The organism is Streptomyces sp. NBC_00597 (genome assembly GCF_041431095.1).
Lineage (GTDB): Bacteria > Actinomycetota > Actinomycetes > Streptomycetales > Streptomycetaceae > Streptomyces.
This window is the reverse complement of record NZ_CP107757.1, coordinates 1,154,396-1,175,864: the sequence shown is the minus strand read 5'-3', so window position 1 is coordinate 1,175,864 and position 21,469 is coordinate 1,154,396. Positions and strand designations below refer to the sequence as shown.

18 protein-coding genes and 3 pseudogenes are annotated in these 21,469 nt (G+C 69.7%); 18 read left to right on the top strand and 3 right to left on the bottom strand.

Translation table 11 applies throughout. The features are described 5' to 3' along the window. The first annotated feature begins 841 nt into the window (after positions 1-841). From OG974_RS04935 to OG974_RS04915, 5 genes and pseudogenes are all read left to right on the top strand, one after another. A complete protein-coding gene (locus tag OG974_RS04935) occupies positions 842-2,827 on the top strand; it encodes an RICIN domain-containing protein (protein WP_328764438.1) in 1,986 nt (661 codons plus the stop codon). A gap of 147 nt (positions 2,828-2,974) precedes the next feature. Beyond that, positions 2,975-3,541 carry a hypothetical protein gene (locus tag OG974_RS04930; protein ID WP_371645518.1) on the top strand — a complete coding sequence of 189 codons (567 nt, stop codon included), beginning with the start codon at positions 2,975-2,977 and terminating at the stop codon, positions 3,539-3,541. 96 nt (positions 3,542-3,637) lie between these two features. Continuing rightward, positions 3,638-4,305: pseudogene (locus tag OG974_RS04925) on the top strand (DNRLRE domain-containing protein); the annotation flags it as partial. A 126-nt stretch (positions 4,306-4,431) separates the two neighbouring features. Next, positions 4,432-5,307 carry a papain-like cysteine protease family protein gene (locus OG974_RS04920; protein ID WP_327279736.1) on the top strand — a complete coding sequence of 292 codons (876 nt, stop codon included), beginning with the start codon at positions 4,432-4,434 and terminating at the stop codon, positions 5,305-5,307. A 14-nt stretch (positions 5,308-5,321) separates the two neighbouring features. Beyond that, positions 5,322-6,257: a hypothetical protein gene (locus tag OG974_RS04915; protein ID WP_371645515.1), complete on the top strand. Its 936-nt coding sequence runs from the start codon at positions 5,322-5,324 to the stop codon at positions 6,255-6,257. Between the two features lie 409 nt (positions 6,258-6,666). Here OG974_RS04915 and OG974_RS04910 read toward each other — a convergent pair. Next, positions 6,667-7,247: pseudogene (locus tag OG974_RS04910) on the bottom strand (transposase); the annotation flags it as partial. 706 nt (positions 7,248-7,953) lie between these two features. On the opposite strand from OG974_RS04910, the gene OG974_RS04905 reads away from it, so the two are divergent. Further along, on the top strand, positions 7,954-8,397 hold the full coding sequence (locus OG974_RS04905; protein WP_327279734.1) for an RICIN domain-containing protein: 444 nt from the start codon (positions 7,954-7,956) through the stop codon (positions 8,395-8,397). Between the two features lie 80 nt (positions 8,398-8,477). On the opposite strand, the gene OG974_RS04900 is transcribed toward OG974_RS04905, so the two are convergent. Next, positions 8,478-8,648, bottom strand: a complete 171-nt coding sequence (locus OG974_RS04900; RefSeq protein ID WP_371645513.1) for a hypothetical protein — start codon at positions 8,646-8,648, stop codon at positions 8,478-8,480. A gap of 369 nt (positions 8,649-9,017) precedes the next feature. On the opposite strand from OG974_RS04900, the gene OG974_RS04895 reads away from it, so the two are divergent. Together OG974_RS04895 and OG974_RS04890 are read left to right on the top strand one after the other, a co-directional pair. Further along, a complete protein-coding gene (locus OG974_RS04895) occupies positions 9,018-10,004 on the top strand; it encodes a hypothetical protein (protein WP_328764435.1) in 987 nt (328 codons plus the stop codon). 41 nt (positions 10,005-10,045) lie between these two features. Further along, a complete protein-coding gene (locus OG974_RS04890; protein WP_371645511.1) occupies positions 10,046-11,056 on the top strand; it encodes a TauD/TfdA family dioxygenase in 1,011 nt (336 codons plus the stop codon). Between the two features lie 124 nt (positions 11,057-11,180). On the opposite strand, the gene OG974_RS04885 is transcribed toward OG974_RS04890, so the two are convergent. Next, positions 11,181-11,477: a hypothetical protein gene (locus OG974_RS04885; RefSeq protein WP_371645509.1), complete on the bottom strand. Its 297-nt coding sequence runs from the start codon at positions 11,475-11,477 to the stop codon at positions 11,181-11,183. Between the two features lie 331 nt (positions 11,478-11,808). Here OG974_RS04885 and OG974_RS04880 point away from each other — a divergent pair, with 331 nt between their 5' ends. The 10 genes and pseudogenes from OG974_RS04880 to OG974_RS04835 all read left to right on the top strand — a co-directional run bounded on the left by OG974_RS04880 (position 11,809) and on the right by OG974_RS04835 (position 21,462). Beyond that, a complete protein-coding gene (locus OG974_RS04880; RefSeq protein WP_371645507.1) occupies positions 11,809-12,069 on the top strand; it encodes a three-helix bundle dimerization domain-containing protein in 261 nt (86 codons plus the stop codon). 897 nt (positions 12,070-12,966) lie between these two features. Further along, on the top strand, positions 12,967-13,926 hold the full coding sequence (locus OG974_RS04875) for an amino acid permease (protein WP_327279728.1): 960 nt from the start codon (positions 12,967-12,969) through the stop codon (positions 13,924-13,926). A 203-nt stretch (positions 13,927-14,129) separates the two neighbouring features. Then, positions 14,130-15,164, top strand: coding sequence for a carbamate kinase (locus OG974_RS04870; protein WP_371646736.1), 1,035 nt, complete (start codon positions 14,130-14,132; stop codon positions 15,162-15,164). 1 nt (position 15,165) lies between these two features. Further along, positions 15,166-16,386, top strand: a complete 1,221-nt coding sequence (locus tag OG974_RS04865) for an arginine deiminase (RefSeq protein WP_327279726.1) — start codon at positions 15,166-15,168, stop codon at positions 16,384-16,386. Positions 16,387-16,438: 52 nt separating this feature from the next. Beyond that, positions 16,439-17,440, top strand: a complete 1,002-nt coding sequence (gene argF, locus OG974_RS04860; RefSeq protein WP_327279725.1) for an ornithine carbamoyltransferase — start codon at positions 16,439-16,441, stop codon at positions 17,438-17,440. 124 nt (positions 17,441-17,564) lie between these two features. Then, entirely contained in the window at positions 17,565-17,777 is a 213-nt protein-coding gene (locus tag OG974_RS04855) for a hypothetical protein (protein ID WP_371645504.1), read from the top strand. Then, positions 17,777-19,105 carry an APC family permease gene (locus tag OG974_RS04850; RefSeq protein ID WP_371645502.1) on the top strand — a complete coding sequence of 443 codons (1,329 nt, stop codon included), beginning with the start codon at positions 17,777-17,779 and terminating at the stop codon, positions 19,103-19,105. Before OG974_RS04855 ends, OG974_RS04850 begins: the two co-directional genes overlap by 1 nt. A gap of 37 nt (positions 19,106-19,142) precedes the next feature. Continuing rightward, positions 19,143-19,464: pseudogene (locus OG974_RS04845) on the top strand (GTP-binding protein); the annotation flags it as partial. 97 nt (positions 19,465-19,561) lie between these two features. Next, entirely contained in the window at positions 19,562-20,197 is a 636-nt protein-coding gene (locus OG974_RS04840) for a hypothetical protein (protein ID WP_327279722.1), read from the top strand. Then, positions 20,194-21,462: a LysM domain-containing protein gene (locus tag OG974_RS04835; RefSeq protein ID WP_371645500.1), complete on the top strand. Its 1,269-nt coding sequence runs from the start codon at positions 20,194-20,196 to the stop codon at positions 21,460-21,462. The genes OG974_RS04840 and OG974_RS04835 overlap by 4 nt, the downstream gene beginning before the upstream one ends. Positions 21,463-21,469 lie beyond the last annotated feature (7 nt).

Sequence of the window (21,469 nt, the reverse complement as noted above, 5' to 3'; positions counted from 1 at the left end):
GCGCGGCCAGGAGTCGTGCAACGGGTCTTCCGCGGCCGCGGTCGCGGACCTCGACCGCTCGGCCGAGGACGAGCCTGTCGCGCTGGAACGCGACCACCTCCACCTTGCTGAGTCGTGTGGGAACGGCGCGATACCCCTCCGGGAGTGCCTCGGCGGCACCCCTGCGCGGGATGGCGGCCGCACTCCATCGCATGCACCTCCGCTTCCACCCGCACGCCGTCCAGTCGATGACGGCCAACCCGGGCCAGGATGGCGAGGAGGCGGAAGGGTCCACCAGTGACACACGGCCCGGTGTGTGCCGATCACCCCTGCAGGGGGCGTGAGTGCGACGGGATACGAGACGAAGATCCCCGCATAGGAGGTCAGTTCGGGCCCAGGGTGCACAAACCGTCGGCAACTGGACCCGTCACGCATCAAGGCCTCCGCATCGCCGAGTCGTCATCCTCAGGCGGAGCGGAGGGATTCCTCACTGCTCGTAACAGGAGGAATTCGGCCGGTAGTAAATAGGTGAATCTCTGACTGAATTACCGTCAACAAGCCTCATTAATTATCTCGATTCCATAACGACGCCATCGAAAAAGCCTGGACCTTTCCTGGTCTACACGCATAACTAGATTACTTTTAAACAGAGTTGACAGATCATCAAATTTGACCGCCAAGGTAACGGTCAGATACCTCAAAGCCCATTCCTGTTTGTCCGAATTTTCCACCTCGCCCGTCTGGCAGGGTTTCGTGCACCCACTCCTCCGACCAAGGATTTGAGGTGCGCATGACGGGTAGCCGTCGAAAGAAACGTGAACACCGGCGCAAACCCCGCCGGTTGATACTCCTCACTGCCGCCATGGCATCGGCGGCAGTGATAGCGGGGGGCATCGCCTACTCCGGACTGGGCGACAACGCCCAGGCGGAGACCACCACTCAGGCCGACGCAGCCGCGGACACCCTCGTACCGGCCGCCGCACCAGTCCGCGATGCGGAGCCCGCGGCCATCGCGGACGCACCCGCCAACGACACCGCGCGCGGCATGGTCTTCGACGGCCTCAAGGCCGCGCCGAAGGGCGACAAGTGCGTCGGCGTCTACCGCACGGAAGCCGGGCTCTGCAGCCACGGCCCCGACGCCCCGCCGAAGGACGTCGACATCAAGGCCGACGTCGCCCCTGCGGTCAAGACGAAGGCCGTGGCGGCCGATCCGGCCAGCCCGGAATCCGGCGAAGCGGCTGCCGCCGAAGGCGGCGGGCGTCCTCAGGACGCGCCCGCCGCCGACGCGGCCACCGCCAAGACCCCGGCGTCGAAGGCCCCGGCACCCGCTGGCGGCAGCGGCCAGACCGTGGCCGCCGGTCCCGCGGGGCAGACCGTCCAGTGCGACGGCGACGGCAGCAGCGGCAACCGCGTCCAGGTCGTGTACGTCCACGGCTCCGACCGCGACCGCTACTCCGAGTACGTCGCCTCGTTCCGCAAGTGGGCGGCCGACGCCGACCTCATCTACTCGACGAGCGCCCAGGAGACCGGCGGCATCCGCCACATCCGCTACGTGACGGCCGCGGACTGCACGCCGACCGTGCTCAACATCGAGCTCCCCGCCTCGGCGCTCGCTGAGTTCAGCGCGACCAACAACGCGTTGGCCGCCAAGGGCCTCGACCGCCGCGACCGCAAGTACATGATCTTCTCCGACACCCAGGTCTACTGCGGCATCGGCACCTTCGCGGGCGACGAGCGCCCCGGCCAGGACAACCAGAGCAACTTCGGCCCCTCCTACGGCCGTACGGACTCCGGCTGCTGGGGCGGCCACACCGCGGCGCACGAACTCGGCCACAACCTCGGCGCGGTCAACAACAGCGCCCCCAACACCAGCCGCGGCGCCCACTGCACGGACGAGTGGGACGTCATGTGCTACTCGGACACCCCGTACTACCCGCAGATGCGCAACGTGTGCACCAACCAGGCAGCCGAGAACATCCTGGACTGCAACCACGACGACTACTTCCACACCAACCCCAAGGCCGGCAGCTACCTCGCCACGCACTGGAACATCGCGAACAACCAGTTCCTGATGAAGGGCAAGGGCGGCAACCCGAACCCCGACCCCAACCCGCAGCCCACCACGAAGCCCACCCCCACCCCGACCAAGAAGCCCGGTGGCGGGCCGGCCGTGACCGTCGGCCAGGTCCGGTCCAACTCCGCGGTGGCAAGCTGGCCCAAGGTCGACGGCGCCGCCTGGTACCAGGTGCTCCTCAACGGCAAGCACCTCACCTGGGTCCAGTCCCAGACGCTGAACATCTACAACCTCCAGTCCGGCACGGAGTACAAACTCGCTGTCTCGGTGCGCGACGCAGCCGGCCGTGACAGCGGCCCCGGCAGCGTCACCACCTTCCGCACCACCAGCGCCGGCGGTGGCACCACGACCCCCGGCACCCGCTACACCTTCGGCAACGGCAGTACCGGCATGGCCGCCGAGCTGTGGGGCGGCCGCGCCGCCGACGGCACCCTCCTCGTGGGCGCACGGGCCAACGGCTACGCGCAGCAGCAGTGGCTGTTCGAGGACGCGGGCGGCGGCCTGGTCCGTATCAAGTCCGCGGTCTCGGGCAAGTGCCTGCAGGCGGGCGGCGCCCCCGCCCCTGGCATGTGGATCGCCCAGCAGGCGTGCGGCAACGCCCCCAACCAGCAGTGGAAGCTGAACTCACGCTCCGGCACCACCCCCATTACCGACTTGAGCGGCGGCTACGCCCTCACCGTGAGCAACCGGCCGTACTACGGGGACTGGCTGCTCGACCTCCAGCGTGCCGACGGGCGCGCGTCCCAGGTCTGGACGGTCCAGAAGGTCGGCTGACCTTCGACCGTCTGATCAACCGTCGGCGGACGGCTGTATTCCCCATGCGGCCGTCCGCCGGCTCCCTCACGGCACCGCACCTCCACCGCACCGCACCGCAGCGGTGGCGGCCACTCGCATCCCACCGCACCAGGGAGCACCACAACGATGCGTACACGCCACAGCTTCCCCGCCCGTACCGGACTCGGGGTCCTGTTCCTCCTCCTCGCCCAGGCCGTGGCCCTGGCGACCCCGGCCCAGGCCCACGGCGACACCGTCAAGGTCGTGATCAACGGGCAGCGGGAGGGCCACCTCACCACCGACATCACCTGGGAGAACCACGGGGAAGCCATCGAGGAGGCGGTCGCCGCCACGGTGAACGCGACCAGCGCGGACGGGAGCCGCGCGCTGGGCCCCTGGAAGCTGGTCCGGGACGCGGGCACGCGCACCGGCTGGAGCACGGCCGAGGTCCTGCCGGCCGGAACCTGGAAGGTGCACGTCCACGTCGGGTTCCCCTCACTGGGACACGCCGAACGCGAGGTCTCCGTACCGGTCGTCGACACGGCGCCACCCAGCACTTCCGCCACGCCCACCGCTCCCGCTCCTGCGAGCCCCTCGGCCACGGACGTGCCCTCGGCCGCCGCATCCGCATCGCCCGCCCTCGCGGGGGCCGCTGGCGGGATGCTGCTGGTCCGCCGGGCCCGAGCCCGCAGGCAGGCGCGGGGCGACGGGTGAAGCGGTCGGTAACCAGGCCGTCGTGTGAGCCCAGGCCTGCGTTCCACCAGCCCGTACGTGGCCGACTCCTCCGTCAGCGGCAACACCAGCGGCATCCAGCCGTACGCGGGCTACTGGCACATCGGGGGCGACGAGCTCTACTGGTGGCCGGACCGTCCGACGAGCAACTTCTTCTCCGGCCAGATCGACGAGACAGCCATCTAGCCGTCGGCGCTGACCCAGGCCCAGATCCAGAACCACTACAACGTGGTCAAGGCCCCCTCCGACACGCTCACCAAGGTCACCGTGGCCGAGGACACCTATACCGACCAGGGCGCCCCGAGCCACTAACGGCACGTCCACCTCGCTTGCCGTGCGTGGCAACCCGGCGTGCGAGACCTACCTGCGCTTCAACCTGCCGGCCGCCCCGGTCGGCCAGGCCCTGAAGGCCGCCGCACTCCAGTTCAAGACCTCGAACCAGACGGGCGTCGGCACGGCCGACACCGTCTCCCTAGTCCCGGTCACCGGCACCTGGAGCAGCACGGGCACGACATTCACCACCAAGCCCACCCTAGGCACCACGCCGCTCGGCACGTTCGCGGCCATCCCCGACGGCTCAGCCGTCCACAGCGCCCAGCTGGCCACCGCCACACTCTCCGCGTCGCTGGGCACCAGCCAGCATGGCCCTGACCAGCACGGGCACCGACCCGCTGTGGATCTGGTCCAAGGAATCAACGGCTACGGACGCCACTCCGCAGCTCCTCCTCACCTTCGGCCCGAAGTAACCACCCGACGGAGTGCGGGGCCGCCGAGCCAGGGGGCCGCAGCCGCACCCCCCGGTATGTGTCCCGCACACCGGACGACCAGGTTGCCGGTCAAGCAAGTTCCAAGCATTTCTCAGACCAAGGAGCATGATGCACAAACGTCGCACGTCCCGCCGCAAGAAAGCTCTGACGGCCGCGAGCACCGCCTCACTCGCCGGCGGTCTGATGTTCGGTTTCAATGCCCTCGCCCAGGCCGATGCGGTCAGCGGCACGGTCATCGGCGGGCAGAGCAACTACAAGACCATCAACCACCGGGCCAAGCCGTCCCTCTCGGCCCAGGTGAACGGCTCCTCGAAGGTAGGCGAAAAGGTCCAGATGTCCTGCCGGACCACCGGCGACACCGTGGAGAACAACCCGCGGTGGATCTTCACCGGCTCGTACTACATCGCCGACACCTTCATCAACGAGAACACCACCGCCCTGCCGGTCTGCGGTTCGAGCCCGAACCCGAATCCGAAACCCACCCCCACCCCTACCCCCACGACCGCGAAGACGCTCAAGATCGACATGCAGAAGCAGGTCAGGACCCAGTGGTGCTGGGACGCCTCCGGCGTGACCATCGCCAAACGCTGGGGCCGCTCCGTCAGCCAGGAGCAGTTCTGCCAACTCGCTGCCCAGGGCTCCTGGGTGGACTGCAACAACCAGCCCGCGACGCTGGAAGACATGGCCAACGGCCTGGCCCGGTTGGGGCTGAGCAACAGCGGCCGCAGCCTGTACCGCAACGCCTCGTTCAGTGAGTCGGCCGCCGAGATAGCCGCAGGCCGGCCGTTCGCCGTCCGGATCGGCTGGCGCACCGGCGGTGGTCACATGAACGTCATCTACGGCTACGACAGCGCCACCAACATGGTCGCGGTCGGGGACCCGTGGCAGACCACCCAGACCTACACCTGGTGGAACCACGCCACTTACGTGAACAACAACTCGTTCCAGTGGACCCACTCCCGCATCGGGATCCAGGGCTGAGGAGAAGACCGACCATGCAGACCACGCGACACACCAAGCACGCGGCAGTCCGGGCCGCCGCCCTCGCCACGGCCGCGCTCGCCGCCGCCCTGAGCGGAATCGTTCCCGCACAGGCTGCGGAGGGCGACGGCATCGCGGGCTACCCGTCCGCCCAGCAGGCCGTCCGGAGCGACCAACTCCGCGACACGGTCTCCCGCTTCCTGGTTTCGGCCCGGCAGCACGGCACGGGCCCCGGCGCGGACGGCGGCACCGTCGGCACCCCTGGCAACGCACCCGCCGCGGTCGCCGCGCCGCCCGGGTTCGATCTCAAGGACCCGGTGCCGATGTTCGAGATCAGCCCCGAGTTCGTGACCGGCAAGACCCAGGCGACCCCGCAGACCGCGATCCGGCTCTCCTACCTGGCCTCCCGGGTGACCGCCTCCGACGGCAAGAACGCCGCCGTACTGCTCGCACCCAAGGGGAACACCCCTACCACCGGAAGCGGCCCGCAGAACGTCGGCGCCGAGGGCTGGCAGCTGGCCGGCATCCGGGACGGGGACGCCGAGGTCGGCTTCGCCGAGCGCGGCACTCCACAGGCCCGTACCTTCACGGAGCCGCAGATCCACGCCTGGTACCGGCTCACCGCCGAAGGCATGGTCGAGCCGCTCAACGAGGAGGCGAACAGCGGCCTCGGCGGAAAGCGCGGCATCACCCTCGCCGCCTACCAGAAGCTGGTCACCGCCCGCTACGGCGACAAGATGCCCGGCTCGGAGTACGACCGCAAGGGCCTGGCCGGCGGGTACGGCGGCCTCGTGGAGGACCAGCCGGGGCAGGTCGCCGCCGCATCCGGGAAACCGGCGACGGAGGCGTCCTGGCAGCCGATCTCCGCCACCGGGGCCGCAGCCCTGGCGGCAATCGCCGGTGCGGTGGTGTACGCGCGCCGCAGACGGCCGGCCGCCGCCGTGCGCTAACCGCACAGATCCACCCGGCGTCGGTCCACAGGGATACGTGGGCCGGCGCCGGTGCAACTTCCGGGGGCGCGGCGCGCTACCGAGGGCCTGTTCCGCCGAGGAGATCGTGCGCCACGTAAGCGGTGGCGCCGTGTCTCTGGTGGTGAGGGGCGGAGCGAGCGCCGCGGCGCAGGGGGAGGCGCGTGCTACGTCGCTCTCGGGTACGCGGAGATGTGATCACAAGCGGGGCAACGTTTCGCTTCGCATCCCCCACCGGAGATGTGGTCGCTCCTGACCTCAAGGTCTCGAACGGCCGTGCAGGGCCGGGATGCTCCAGTCTCGGTGGTAGCGGCAACCTTCGACCGCGCAGTCCCGGACCGTACGAATCCGACGTCCAGGCTCTGCAGTTCGCGGACGATCCGGTAGAGGCTCAGGCCGATGCCGTTCCTTTGGGGGCTGCCCGCCGCTGGAGGGTGCAGAAGGCGTGTGCGACGGACACGAGGGTGCCGTGGTGGTGCCAGCCGCCCCAGGTGCGGCCCTCGAAGTGGGCCAGTCCCAGGGCCTGTTTCATCTCGCGGTAGTCGTGCTCGATGCGCCAGCGGAGTTTCGCCAGGCGGACCAGGGTGGTCAGCGGGGTGTTGGCGGGCAGGTCGGAGAGCCAGAACTGGACAGGTTCGCCCTGGTCGGCGGGCTACTCGGCCGGGAGCCAGCACTCGGGCAGCTCCGGGCCGTCAACGGCTTGGCGGACCTCGCCGGCGGGCCGGATCCGCAAGGCCACGAACCGCGCGTACATCCGCTTCAGACCGCTCTTGCCGGTGCCGGGCCGGGAGCCCTCACGCCATTGCACCGGCTTCGCCGCTTCCTGCCTGCCTCGATGACCAGCTGTTTCACCGACCGCGGCTTGTCCGGGCACTTCGCCACGGGTGGCCGTCCGCTCTCGGAGTATGGCTCGGCCACCGGCACTGCCTCGCCGGGCCGAGCCGAGAGGGTGGTGGAGATCCCCACCACGTAGTCCGCCAAGGCGTCCCGGACCGCATCGCGCCCACGCGAACGGGGACGCGAACGGGGACGGGGACGGGGACGGGGACGGAGGAGCTTGGCGCAGTCCCAGTGCTCGCGGAACCCACCCACACCACGGGCGAGCAGTCAGTGCACGAGCGGGAGTCTTCCGATACGGGCCGGGAGGCCATCGGACCAGCCCCCGCCGTCAGGCCCGTAGGTCAGCGTCGGCGGGACACGGTCCGGTCCGATGCTGAGTGTTTGCTGACCCGGGCACCCACAGCAGCCGTGTGACCTGCGGAAACGCCCAGATGTCAGGTGTTGGACTTGAACATTGTACGAAACGCGGAGAAACTCCCGATTTGTCTGCTCCCTGCCTGGTCAATTCAGGTCAAGGGCGGTCTCCGGAGCCTACAACGATTCGCATGTTCGGTCAGCTGTCCCCAGATCTTTCAGGACCCGCGCTGACCTATTGCTGACTTTTCTGACACAGAATCAGGGATCGGAAACACCACGACTGCGCAGCATCACTGCGCGATGACTCCGGGCGTCCGTGTGGGCCCGCGGAGGGGGCCACCCGACCGAGGACGTTGTCCTCCCGAAGGGTGACGCAGAGCGTTTCCGATCTTTGCCGCGCGTTGGCCGGGAAGGGATCCGTCAGCCCAGAAGATCAGCGGCGACCCCGCGCGGGCGCCGCGCGTCAGAAGCGGAGCCGGCCTTGGCACCCGTACCGAACGGCCTCTACACGATCAGCGGTCCCCCCGAGCAGCTGCTTACGCTGGAAGGAGGGGCGTCGGAGCCGAAGACACCCGTCTTCCTGCTGCCGCCCACCGGCAGCCCCGGCGAGCAGGAGTGGCAGCTGGAGTCGCTCAGCAACGGCAACTGTACGATCCGCAATCTCCGCGGCGGAACCTATCTCTCCTACGACGGCGACCCGGAGATGAACAAGCCCGTGGTCGGGTACCCCGATCCGCGCGAGTGGGCGCTCTATCAGAGCGCGGAGCCGCACTCCTTCCACGTCGTCGTCCCCGGAGGCCCTGTCGACGGAGCGGAGCTGGCCCTGGACCTCAGCCTGCTGCGGATCTTCCCGCCCCGTGTCGCCCTGAGGCCACTCGACGTCAACAACCGACGCCAGGCGTGGACCTTCCGGTTCATGGAGTAGAAGTCCGGGACCGATTGCCCGGGCCGGCCTGCGGCCGGCCCGGGCACCGCCACGGAAGGGCGGACCTGCTCGTAGTCCGCTCAGCCGAGACGGAAGTACTGGTTGGTGCCGCCGACACGGTCGTACTGGATGATCCCCGCTCTGTTGGCGGTGCTCGCGCCGTCCACCGACACGCACCGCCGGCTGTTGCGGGCCACTAGCTCGGCGGTGAAGGTCGCAGCGGACGCGGCAGGGGCCTGCACACAGGTCACTTGCCGGAGCCAAACCCCCAGTTTGAGTGGACCTGAAGCCTGGCGCCACGGCTCCCGTTGAGGCCACACGCGCCGACTGCTACCTCGACACCGGCCAACAGACGAAGCACCTGGACGGCCTGAGCTGTCCGGCTCGGCCGCTTCGCCGAGCGCCGGCCAACTGCAGCGCCTCGCCGCACAGGAATGGTCTTGTGGATCGGGTTTCGTGTGGGGTGTTCTTGGCGAAGTTCTTCAACCATGGGCTTATCACCGGTTGCCGGTCATCCTGCTGTCGCTGTCTTCCGTGAGCCCCGAGGCGGGCGGCCCGTCCCGGCTCTGGGCCCGCGGGTCGATGCCGAGGCGAAACGGACCGCACACATACTGGCCGGGGTGGCGACCCATGCCAGACCGGTCGAGCGGGCTCTCGTGCTGCGGCAGACCGCCGCGGCTGCAGGTGAGTTGGCAGCCGCGCTGTCCGCTCTGGCTCCGGCCGTGGCCGGTGAGGGAATGCCGGCGGAGTCGACCAGTCAGTCGTTCTTCCGGGTCCGTGAGGTGGAGCTGTCGGACCAGCAGGCTGCCCTGCACGGTGTCCTGGTCATCCACCGCGGTCTGGAAGACCTGTGTGATGCTCCGCTGTCGGGTGCCGACCTGGCCTTGGAGGTGGCCGGGATGCGGCAGTCGGTGCTCGACCTCACCGGCGCCGCGCCGATCGCCGACCTTGACTCCGTCCCGCCCGTGGCCGTCCCCGAGCCAGGCGCTGAGGCGTCGTTGGAGAGCGTGTGGAGTGCCCGGTGGCTCATCGGGCACCAGGTCCATGTCCTGTTCAACGTCTGCGCCGCCGTCGCCGTGGCTGATGCCACCCGCCATCTGCGGCACGGTGATGTTGATGCCGCGCTGCTGCGGCTGGCGGACGCGACGGTGTACGTACGCGGTTTCCCGGGGGCCATGACACACGCCAGTACGATCCCGGCCGACTACTACATGGCGGCGATACGCCGCACCATGGCGCCCCCATCGGTGGACATCCCGTTGAGCGGGCGCCAGCACCGCGGATACAAGCTGTTCCGGACGGCGATGAAGGACCTTCTGTCTGTGGTACCCGACTCCTACGAGCACCTGGCGGCCCGCGCCCCGGAGCTGGCCGAGGCACGGGGCGCTCTCCTGGAAGCCGACATCGTGGACGGTGAACGGCACGTCACCCTCGCGTACTCGATGGTGCATCTGCGTCGTTCCATCGCCCAGAAACCCGAAGGCCCCGACAACGCCGTCGCCGAACTACGGCTCATGCGCCATCGCCGCGCGGCCCAGTACGCCCCCCTCATCCGGTTCGGGGACCACTACATCGCCGATGCCGTGGCCGGCCTGCGCCACTCGTGAGTCCGCGCATCCGCCCGCCCACACCCCCGGCAGGAGATCAGATGCCCGAGACGACGCCCGACACCACCCAAAACACCGTCGTCACCGCCGACCGGGAACTGGAGCCGGCCGATGCCGACGCGTGTGAGCGGCTGGCCCGCAGCCTGTGCACCGGTGTGCACGACCAGGTCGATCACGTCGAGTGGCTGGCACGGGCCCGGGACGCCTGGGAAGAGCTTCCGCTACCGCTGCGCCGGGAGGTGCGCCGGTTCCGAAGGCATTCCGGCCCGCACGGCACACTGGTGATCGGTGGCCTGCCCGTCGATCAGGCGGCCCTGCCCGCGACGCCGGCCGTACCCGGCTCGGTCCAGCGCGAAGCCACCGTCTCGGCCGCCCTGCTCACCATGGTGGCCTGCGGACTCGGCGAGCCCCTCGCCTACCTGGCCGAGAAATCCGGTGCCCTCGTACAGGACGTCGTACCCGTCCCCGGACAGGAGACCTTCCACGGCAACGCCGGATCGGTACCGCTGTCCTTCCACACCGAGAACGGCTTCCACCCCCACCCACCCGACTACGTGGTCTTCCTGTGCCTGCGCGCCGACCACGACCGGATCGCCGGCATGCGCACCGCCGGCATCCGCCAAGCCCTGCCCCTCCTCACCCCAGCCGGCCGCCAGGCCCTGTTCGCACCGGAGTTCATCACCACACCACCACCCTCCTTCGGCCCCGACGCCGCCACGGGTGAGCCCGATGTCGAGCCCCGAGGAGTGCTGTCGGGCGCAACCGAGGACCCCGACATCCGCATGGCCCAACTCGTCACCACCCCGCTCACCCCCCGGGCCACCGCGGCGCTGGCCGAGTTCGACCGTGCCTGCGAAGCGACCGCCCGCACCCTGCGCCTGACACCCGGCGACCTGGTCGTCATCGACAACCGCATCACCGTTCACGGCCGCACCGCCTTCCACCCCCGTTACGACGGCACAGACCGCTGGCTGCAACGCACCTACGTCACCGCCGACCTGCGCCGCTCCCGCGACCACCGCCCCCACGACGGCCACGTACTCGCCCGCTGACCAGCTGAGGCTCCGAGGGTTTGCGAGGCCGTTATCCGACCAGGGTGACGTCCTGGTCGCGGATCCACTTGCACTTCGCTGGTCTTGTAGAGGGTCTGTCCCTCGCGCTTCGTGGCCGCGCCGGTCAGGATGATGCAGTCGTTCTTCCCGTACCACTCGCCGCTGGCCTGGTAGCCCTCGACGACGTCCCAGTGCGGATGATCGACGTGAACGTACGGTCCGGCTCTCCGTACGTGGTGATCTTCGCGTTGTACTTCTGGGCGGCCTTGTCCTTGACGACGGCGTCACAGCGCGGGATGCCCGACGGGATCTCGTCCGCGTCCAGGTAGGAGCGGGTCTGACCGCTGTAGACCGTGTAGAAGGTCTTGAAGTGCGCGCCCTGCTGGTTCTCGAAGAAGCCCGGGTCCTTCCAGTGGCACAAGGTCGACGACGCACACCGAAGGCGCGCGGCGGGGAGCTCTGTCCGCCCGGCGAGTCCATCAGGGCGGGACCTGACCGGGCGATCTTGTCCGGGCGAGCAGACAATGAGCACGAGGGACCTTCTCGCTGATGGCGAGGTACGCGGTTCTGAGGTCTGCGGTCTGGAGGTCGTGGGACATGGGGGCACGATGGCCATGACGGTCGAAGACCAGACTCCTCAGGTGGGCAGCTGCCTTCCCGCCGAAGGGCCGAACCGCCCTCCCGGACCGGTGGAGGGTGCCGATCCCGTAGGGCCGCCGAACCTCCCGTCACCCGGCTCTCAGGACGAACCGGTGTCCATCCTGAACATGGTGGCGCGACTGAGGGCTGCCTACGCCTCGGTCGACGCGGTCACCGTCGAGGCCACGGTCAGGGAAGCGTACGAATCGTTCCACCATGCCAAGGTCAGGACATACATCCCGATCCTGGTCGAACGCCAGGCGCGGAAGATTCTCAATGCCGCCTACCGCACCGCTCCAGGCCACGCGGTCGACGGCGAGCCGACCTGCCAGGAGCCGGACGCTGCCACGCCCCGACGACCCGGGGAGCCGTGAGAAGCCGGCTGTGGCCGCCCCGGACCCGAGGTCCGCGAGCGCATCGCCCTCCCGGACGCTCATGGTCGTGCGGTTGATGACTTTGGGTTGGGAAAGCACCTCGGCGATCTGAGGTAGCAGGGGCCGGGGAACGACTCGCCGGCGACCGTGCTCGGGACAGCCTCCAGGCGGGGCGAGGATCGCAACTTCGCATTCCCGGGCGATCCACCCATGGCCGCACACACTGGGTCCGCCCGCCCGGATCCAGAGCAGTCACGTGCGCCGCTACGAATGGGCTGGCGATGTCAGCCGACCGGGTGATCCTCTGTCGCGACTGAGGCACGCATGGTGCTGCCGGTTGGGAGGTGCGCACTGCAGATCCCGCACCATGGCGGGGTGCTCCTGTTCTTAGGGTTGCGGCTGTACGAGTTCACCTGCCCGGGCCACAAGAGCCTCGACATGGGCTTGGCCGCATAACTCGCGTCGCGGGCATCGCGGAGCTCGACAACTTCACGGGCGAGGCCGACGGCTCACCCGGACGCCGTACACCCTGCCTACGTGCGGTTGCGCAATACGCGTCACGCAACGAGGCTCGACGCATGGCCTGGATCGCACCGGTCGAGGCGGCGTGGCATGACCAGAGTCACGGGAGAGTCATGACGACTCCGGACGCGTCGGACGACGGTACGGGATCGCCGCAGGCCTCCGACTCAGCTCAGCGCAGTTTCGGGCCCACGGTCGCCATCGCGCTGATCATCGGCACGATCATCGGTGTCGGGGTGTTCAACCTGCCCACCTCTCTGGCCACTTTCGGACCGATCAGTCTGGTCTCGATGGGGCTGACGACCCTCGGTGCGCTGGCGCTCGCGCTTCTGTTCGCCGCGCTCTCACGGCGGCTGCCTGCGGACGGCGGTCCCCATGCCTACGCGCACGGCGTACGGCAACACCCTCGGATTCCTCAGTGCGTGGTCGTACTGGATCACCGCTTGGGCGGGCAACGCGGCGATCGCGGTCGGCTGGGTGCTGTACGTCGAGGTGTTCCTGAACAAAGGGCACAACCGGTTCGTCTCGGTCCTGCTGGTTCTGGTCGGGCTGTGGCTGCCCGCGTTGGTGAACCTCGCCGGGGCGCGGCAGATGGGCCTGGTCCAGGTGGTCACCACGGTGCTGAAGTTCGCGGCGCTGGCGTTCATGGCGACCGTCGGGCTGTTCTTCGTGCACGGGGCGAATTACAGCCCGGCGAATATCAGCGGCGAGAGCACGGCGGCGGCGATCGGCGGCGGCATGCCGATCGGCCTGTTCAGATACCTCGGGGTGGAGACCGTGGCGGTGGCCGCGGGCAAGGTGCGCGACCCGGACCGCAACATTCCACGCCCCACCGTGATCGGGACGCTGGCCACGGCCGTGGTGTACGTGCTCTCCCTGGTCGCGGTGTTCGGAATCCTGCCGGCCCAGCAGCTGAAGAATTCCACCGCGCCGTTCTCGGACGCCGCCAATGCGATCTTCGGCGGGAGCTGGGCCGGGAACATCATGGCCGTCGCCGTGATCGTCTCCGGGCTCGGCGCGTTGAGCGTCTGGACGATGATCTGCGCGGAGATGCCGCTCGCGGCGGCGCAGGACGGGCTGCTGCCCGCGCGGTTCAAGCAGCTGTCCGCCAAGGGCGTGCCGGCGTTCGGAGTGGTCACCTCGACCGCGCTGGCGTCCGTCGCGGTGATCGTGAACTACTCCGGGTCCGGCGGCACCACGGCGTTCACCACGCTGGTGCTGATGACGGGCATCACGGCCGCCATCCCCTACGCACTGTCCGCCGGAGCGCAGATCAAGTGGCGGCTGGCAGACCGGCGGCAACTACAGGGCGCCCGCTTCGCCGCGACATGGTGATCGCGGTGCTCTCGCTGGTGTTCTCGATCCTGTTCATCTGGTACTCGCGCGACACCAGCCGCACCTCGTGGGGCTACTGGGCGCCGTTCCTGCTGGCCGCGGCGGCCCTGCTGTGCGGCCTACCGGTCTACCGGTCTACCGGTAGACCGGGCGCAGCGTCGACACATGGTGCCGCCCACCGAGGTGCCGCCATGGAGGTAACGGTGCGGACCGCTTCCGGCCCGGGCACCGCGCCCACGCCGGGCGCGGCACGGGCGCGTCGTGTGGCGGTGGCACTCGGCGGCAACGCGCTGCTGCGCCGCGGTGAGGCGATGACGAGCGAGAACCAGCGGGTGAACGTGGCGGTAGCCTGCGCGCAGCTGGCGAAGATCGCGGCGGGCGTGGATCTGATCGTCTCGCACGGCAACGGCCCGCAGATCGGTCTGCTGGCGCTGGAGGGGGCCGCATACAAGCCGGTACCTCCGTACCCTCTCGATGTGCTGGGTGCGGAGACGCAGGGCATGGTCGGCTACCTGATCGAGCTGGAGCTGCGCAACCGGCTCGGGCCGACGCAGTCGGTGGCGACGGTGCTGACGATCACCGAGGTCGATCCGTCCGACCCGGCGTTCGACGCGCCGAGCAAGCCCATCGGGCCGCAGTACTCCGACGCGGAGGCGGCCGAGCTGGAGCGCGAACACGGCTGGCGCTTCGCACGCGACGGCGGACGGCTGCGCCGGGTCGTGCCCTCACCGGTGCCCCGGCGTGTGCTGGAAGCCGATCAGATCGGGGCGCTACTCGCCACCGGCTGCGTGGTGGTGTGCGCGGGCGGCGGCGGGGTGCCGACGGCCCGCGGCACGGACGGCGCGCTGACCGGTGTCGAGGCGGTGGTGGACAAGGACCAGGCCAGCGCGCTGCTCGCCCAGGACCTGGACGCGGACCTGCTGGTGATGGCGACCGACACGGCCGGGGAGTTCCTCGGCTTCGGCACCGCGGACCAGCAGCTGATCTCCCGCGCCCACCCCGATGCGCTCCTGAAGCGGTACAGCGCGCAGTTCGCCGCCGGTTCGATGCTGCCGAAGGTAGCCGCGGCCTGCAGCTTCGTGCGCGCCACCGGGCGGGAGGCGGTCATCGGCGCGCTGGCCGACATCGAGGCGCTGGTCGACGGAAGCGCGGGGACACGCATCTCGCTCGACGCGAGCGGCGTGAGCACGGCCGCGGCCGGGACCGGTCACGGCACCAGTACGAACGAGGAGGGCTGACATGGCACTCGGCGTCCATTCCGAGGTGGGCCGGCTGCGCCGCGTCATGGTGCACCGCCCCGGACTCGAACACACCCGGCTGACCCCGTCCAACGCCGCCGATCTGCTGTTCGACGACGTGCTGTGGGTTGCGCAGGCGCAACGGGAGCACGACGCGTTCTGCGGGCAGATGCGCGAACGCGGCGTGGAGGTGTTCGAAGTCAAAACACTGCTGGTCGAGGCGCTCGCCTCCGCCGAGACGCGGAACTGGGTCGCCGGACACCTGCTGAACGAGCGTCAGGTCGGGATCGTCGGCGCGGAGCGGGCCCGCGCCTGGCTGGAGGAAGCGACGCCGACCGAGGTCGCCGATTTCCTGATCGGCGGCATCACTCGCGCCGACGTCAAAAAGGATCTCGGCCTGGAGTGGCAAGCGGGCGATCCGACCTCGATGCTGCTGCCGCCGCTGCCGAACTTCCTGTTCCAGCGCGACCCGTCGTGCTGGATCTTCAACGGGGTGACGATCAACCCGATGGCCAAGCCGGCCCGCCGACCGGAGTCCCTGATCGTCGAGGCGGTGTACCGGTTCCACCCGATGTTCACCGCTGAGGAGTTCCCGGTCTGGCTCGGCGGCGCCGACGAGGACTGGGGCCAGTGCCACGTCGAAGGCGGCGACGTGCAGCCGATCGGCAACGGCACCGTGATGATCGGGATGGGTGAGCGCACCACGCCGCAAGCGGTGCAGATCATCGCCCGGCAGCTGTTCCTGGCCAACTCCGCCCGGCAGGTGCTGGCAGTACTGCTGCCGAAATCGCGCAGCTACATGCACCTCGACACGGTGATCACGATGTGCGACCGGGACCTGGTCACGCTCTATCCCGACGTGGTCGACCATGCCCGCATCTGGTCCGTGCGCCCGGGGGACTCGGTCGAGCGCCTGGTCATCGAGCAGTACGCCGGGACGCTGCCCGAGGCCATGGCCGAGGCCCTCGGCATCCCGGAAATGCGGATCGTGCCGACGGCCGGCGACCAGTTCGGGACCGAGCGGGAGCAGTGGGACGACGGCAACAACCTGGTGGCCATCGAGCCCGGCGTGGTCATCGCCTATGAGCGCAACACCGGCACGAACACCGCGCTGCGCAAGGCCGGCGTCGAGGTGATCACGATCGAGGGCTTCGAGCTCGGCCGTGGCCGCGGCGGCTCGCACTGCATGACCTGCCCGCTCGAACGCGACCCCCTGTCCTGACCACGCCGGCAGCCCTCGTCCCGCCTCCCGCCGCAAGCCACTGGAGCACACCATGTTCAACCTGCGCGGCCGAAGCTTCCTGAAAGAGGTCGACTTCTCGCCGGCCGAGCTGCGCTTCCTGCTCGACCTGTCCAGGGACCTCAAACGGGCCAAGTACACCGGCACCGAGCGGCCGCAGCTGGTCGGCAAAGAGGTCGCGCTGATCTTCGCCAAGACCTCCACCCGCACCCGGTCCGCCTTCGAGGTCGCTGTACACGACCAGGGCGGCCATGTCACCTACCTGGACCCGGGCGGCTCCCAGCTCGGCCACAAGGAGTCGGTCGCGGACACCGCCCGGGTGCTTGGCCGGATGTACGAGGCGATCGAGTTCCGCGGTGACCGTCAGGTCCAGGTCGAGGAACTGGCCCGGCACGCCGGCGTGCCCGTGTACAACGGGTTGACCGCCGAATGGCACCCCACCCAGATGCTCGCCGACTTCCTGACCATGCACGAGGCGAGCCACGAACCGTACGACCGGCTCGCTTACGCGTACGTCGGGGACTGCCGGTTCAACATGGGTCGCTCACTACTGGTCATGGGCGCCCTCATGGGGGCCGACGTGCGCCTGGCCGGGCCGCCCAACCTGCATCCGTCTGCCGACGTGACCGAGTTGGCCGCGGACATCGCGCGCAACACCGGAGCGCGCGTCACGGTGACCGAGGACCCCGCCGAGGCGGTGGCCGGCGTCGACTTCGTGCACACCGACGTGTGGGTTTCGATGGGCGAGAGCAAGGAGGTGTGGGCCGACCGCGTCAAGCTCCTCGCTCCGTACCAGGTCAACCGGGCTCTGCTTGCGGCCAGCGGAAACCCGGGCGTGCGGTTCATGCACTGCCTGCCCGCATTCCACAACGCCGAGACCGTAGTCGGCGCCGAGATCATCGCTGCGACTGGGATGGACAGCGGCATCGAGGTCACGGACGAAGTCTTCGAATCCCCGGCCAGCATCGTCTTCGACCAGGCCGAGAACCGCCTGCACACCATCAAGGCCGTTCTCGTCGCCACCCTCGGCACATGAGCGCTGTGGCCGAGCCGGCCGCCGAGTCCGGCGAACTCGCACACCCGGTACACCCGCGGCCCCGAGCAGGTCGTGCGCGCGTTCGGGGTCGACCCGGCTCACGGTCACGTTCGAGAGCCCTCGGATGAACAGGGCGATCGCCGTCGAGGTCGCCATCGCCGTGTCGGCCGCTCAGATGGACGCGCTGGACCGCATCCTGGGGCCTACCGACCCGAATCTCATCCCGTGCGGCTTTGCTCTCCTACCCGTCACCGCCCTGTTCGCGCTCCGGGGACTCGGCGAACTCGTCGCACGACACCTCGGCGCGGCCAACCGGACCAGAAAGGCATCTGCGTGATGAGCGATCCGGAACAGCCCGAGCAAGGGCAGCAGACCAGGTACCTCAACGTCCGTCAGGCGGCATTCATCGGCGTCGGGGCGATGGTCGGCGCGGGAATCTTCGCCCTCCTCGGTGCGGCCGGCGAGGTCGCCGGGGCGGCCGTGTGGCTCAGCTTCCTGATCGCCGGCGTGATCGCCGTGCTGCAGGGTTATTCCTTCGCCAAGCTCGGCGCGCGTTACCCGTCCGCCGGCGGCCTGCTGGAATACGCGGCCGAGGGCTTCGGCCTGGGGCACGCCACCAGCATCATCGCCTGGCTGACCTACCTGGCCAACGCGGTGGTCACCGCGATGGTCGCCGTCTCCTTCGGAAACTACGCCACCTCGATGTTCGCCGGCGGCGACGCCGCCTGGGCCAAGGTGTTCGCGGCCCTGATCATCATCGTGATGACCGCGGTCAACATCGTCGGCTCGCGGCTGGTCGCCCGCTCCCAGACCGTCATCGTCTACGTGGTGCTCGGCATCCTGACCGTCTTCGCCGTAGTCACCCTGGTCAACATGGACCCTTCGCTGCTGGCGTTCTCCGGTTACCCCGCGTGGCGCGACATCATCTCCAGTGTCGCGTTGACCTTCTTCGCGTTCCTCGGCTTCGGCATCATCACCTTCACGGCCAAGGACCTGGCCAGGCCCGACCGTGAGCTGCCGAGGGCCATGTACCTCGCCCTCGGGATCGCCACCGTCATCTACATCGCCATCGCCCTCGGCGTGTTCGGCACTCTGACCGTGGAGGAGGTGGTCTCCTCCGGCGGCACAGCCCTCGCCGTGGCGGCCGAGCCCACACTCGGCCAGGCCGGTTACTGGCTGATGAGCATCACCGCCTTGTTCGCCACCGCCGGTGCGACCAATGCCGGGCTGTACCCCGCTGCGGGCCTGTCCGAGCGACTGGTCGACAACGGTCTGTTCCCGCCGCTCATGGCCCGCAAGGTGGGCGGCCGTGTGACTGCGGGCCTGCTGTTCGAGGCAGCCGTCTGCCTCGTGCTCGCAATCGCGTTCAAACTCGAAGCGATCGCCTCGATCGGCAGCGCCGTCGCCCTGCTCATCTTCGTGCTCATCACCGTCGCCCACTTCCGCGTGCGCAAGGAGACCGGCGCCAACCCGGCGATCCTCGGGCTCGCGGTCGCAGCAGCCGGCGGGGTCCTGGTCACTTTCATCGTCACCACCCTGATCCACGAGGTTGCCTCGATCGTCACCCTGCTGGCCATCCTGGCGATCAGTGCCGGGCTGGACTTCGGTTGGAACGGACGGCGCCGCGGCCGGACCGGCAGCTCCACGAACGCGCACGGCGGGTGACCTCTCTCGCGGACCTGCCAGCGAACTCACCCGCCTGGCTTGCGCCAGCTTCGACGTGGAAACGGCCGCCGCCGCCCCAGCACCCCGCCTGTGCACTCCTCCCCCAGCAAGCCGAAGAAGCCGGCGTCGCCACACTCGTCTGGCAGCGACGCCGGCCGTTCCACCCCGAGCGGCTCTACCAGGCCCTGGAGGACCTGCCCTGCGCCGCGGCCAGCAGCCGCGGCCGGTTCTGGCTCGCCGACCGCCCCGACACCCTCCTCGCCTGGGACGCCGCCGACGGCGCGCTGTGCGTGAAGAGCGCCGGCCCCTGGCTGGCCTCGCTCCCCGACGCCGCCTGGGACCTGGTCCCCGCCATGCGCTGCTGTACAAGAAGGTCACCGACGACATCGGGTCCCGGTCGACTGGGCCGGCCGGACGCCGCCGTCGAACGACGAACCCGACTACCGCCTCGTCGTCATGCTGCTCGCCGACAACGCCGTCCCGGTGGACGCGGTCACCATCGCCCACACCGAGCGGCCCGACGTGTCGCGCAACCCGCGCGCGGACACGGCCGCCGACACCTCGTTCAACCTGCTCGCCGATGGCCTGCTGCGCTGGTCCCTCGACGCGCTCGGCGTCTCCTCGCCGACGGTCACGCTCGACGAACTGCTGGAGCTGGTCGCGCAGTTGGCTCTGGTCGAGGCCGAGAACGACGGCTTCACCTGGACCAACATCCAGGGTTTCCTCACCCACAACATCCACCTCCGGATCAGCGGCACCCCGGCGGGTGACACGGCCGACGACGTCTCCGGGACGCCGTTCCCGATGGTCCCGGTACTGAAGTGGACCTCGACCGGCCTGCCCGACCCGGCCGACCGGGACCGCGACTTCGCGACCTACCAGCAGATCGACGCGACGTACGAGACCGAGGCGATCGCGTACTTCGCCGAGCTCGACCCGGTCCCGCCCGGCGAGCGCGCCTCCTCCCTCACCGTGGCGGAAGAGCCCAGCGAGTCCATGGCGACCTTCGTGCTGCGCGACTACCTCCGCATGGTCGCCCGCGCCAGCGCTCAGGCCGCCGTGAACCTGCTGACCGGTTCCCCCACGAGGTGACGGAGAAGGACTCGCTCCACTCCATCGCTGCGAGCTTCGGGACGGCCGCCGCGCCGTACGAGGTCGCTGCCCGGGACACCGCGGACCATCTCGCGTCGTCCCTCGGCATCTCGGCGGTCGAGCTGCTGGCGCTGAATCCCGGCCTGCCGGACCGGCTGACCGCCGCGCAAGCCGGCGACACGCTCACGGTCGCGCTCGGCGTCACGGCGCAGTCGATCGCCGTCGCGAACCCCGACTGGCCCGTCGTCGCGGACGTCCCGGTCACCCTGGGCACGCTGCCGGTGCAGCTCGGCGCGGGCCAGTCGCTCGGTCAACTGGCCCACGCCCACCAGGCCGACCCGACCGCGCTGCTCGACCACCTACGCGACGCCACCCCGCTGCTGCGCGCCGGCGCGACCGTGCCGCTGCCAGGGTTCGTGCACGCCGGGATGTCCGTCGACGACACCGCGGCGGTCTTCTACGTCCGGCTCGGGCTGACTCAGCCGAGCGAGGTGCCGCTCGCCGACTGGTACCAGCAGGCGATCGACCGGCTGGGCGGCAACCCGGCGCGACCGCTGCCCGCGACCCTCAAGGTGCCTGACGCCTACCAGAGCACCGCCACCATCACCTGGACCACCCTGCCGGGCGATACCGTCCTCGATGTCGCCGCGTACGCCGCGCTGATCCAGAACGTCGTGCCCGGCACGCCGTTCGCCGAATGGATGGAGGCGGTACGCACGGCGAACGAGCCGGTGGACCCGGAGGGCGTCCGCCTTCCGGCCGACGCCGCGGCCGTGGTCCTGCCGAACGACACCCTCCGCTCGCTCCAGGACCGGCTTCTGCGGCCCGCGGACCGGTTCGACACCTACGCCGCCGCCGCGGACGCGCTCGTACCGCTGGTCACCGTCGAGGTGCCGGGTGCGGTCGGCACGACGGCCTCCGGCCTCACCCTGCTGACGCTGGCCCAGCGGTACGCGCTCGGGCTCGCGGACCTCGCCGAGCGGATGGCCTTCGACACGGGCGTGCTGGCCGCCCAGCCCGAGCGGCAGCTCACCGTGCCCGACGTGCCCGCGATGGCCGTGGACGAGCTCATCGCCGCGATGCACGACGGCCCTGCGATGGCCACCGTGAGCGGCCAGGTCGCGCGGTTCGCGCTGGGCGGATTGCGCCTGCCCGCGCCGGTCCGGGTCGACGGCGAGTACCAGGCCACCGGGCCGATGACCGGTGGCTACCAGCTGATCGGCCAGCAGGTCACCGGCCCGCCGCCTCCCCCGGCCGGATCCTAGGACCCGG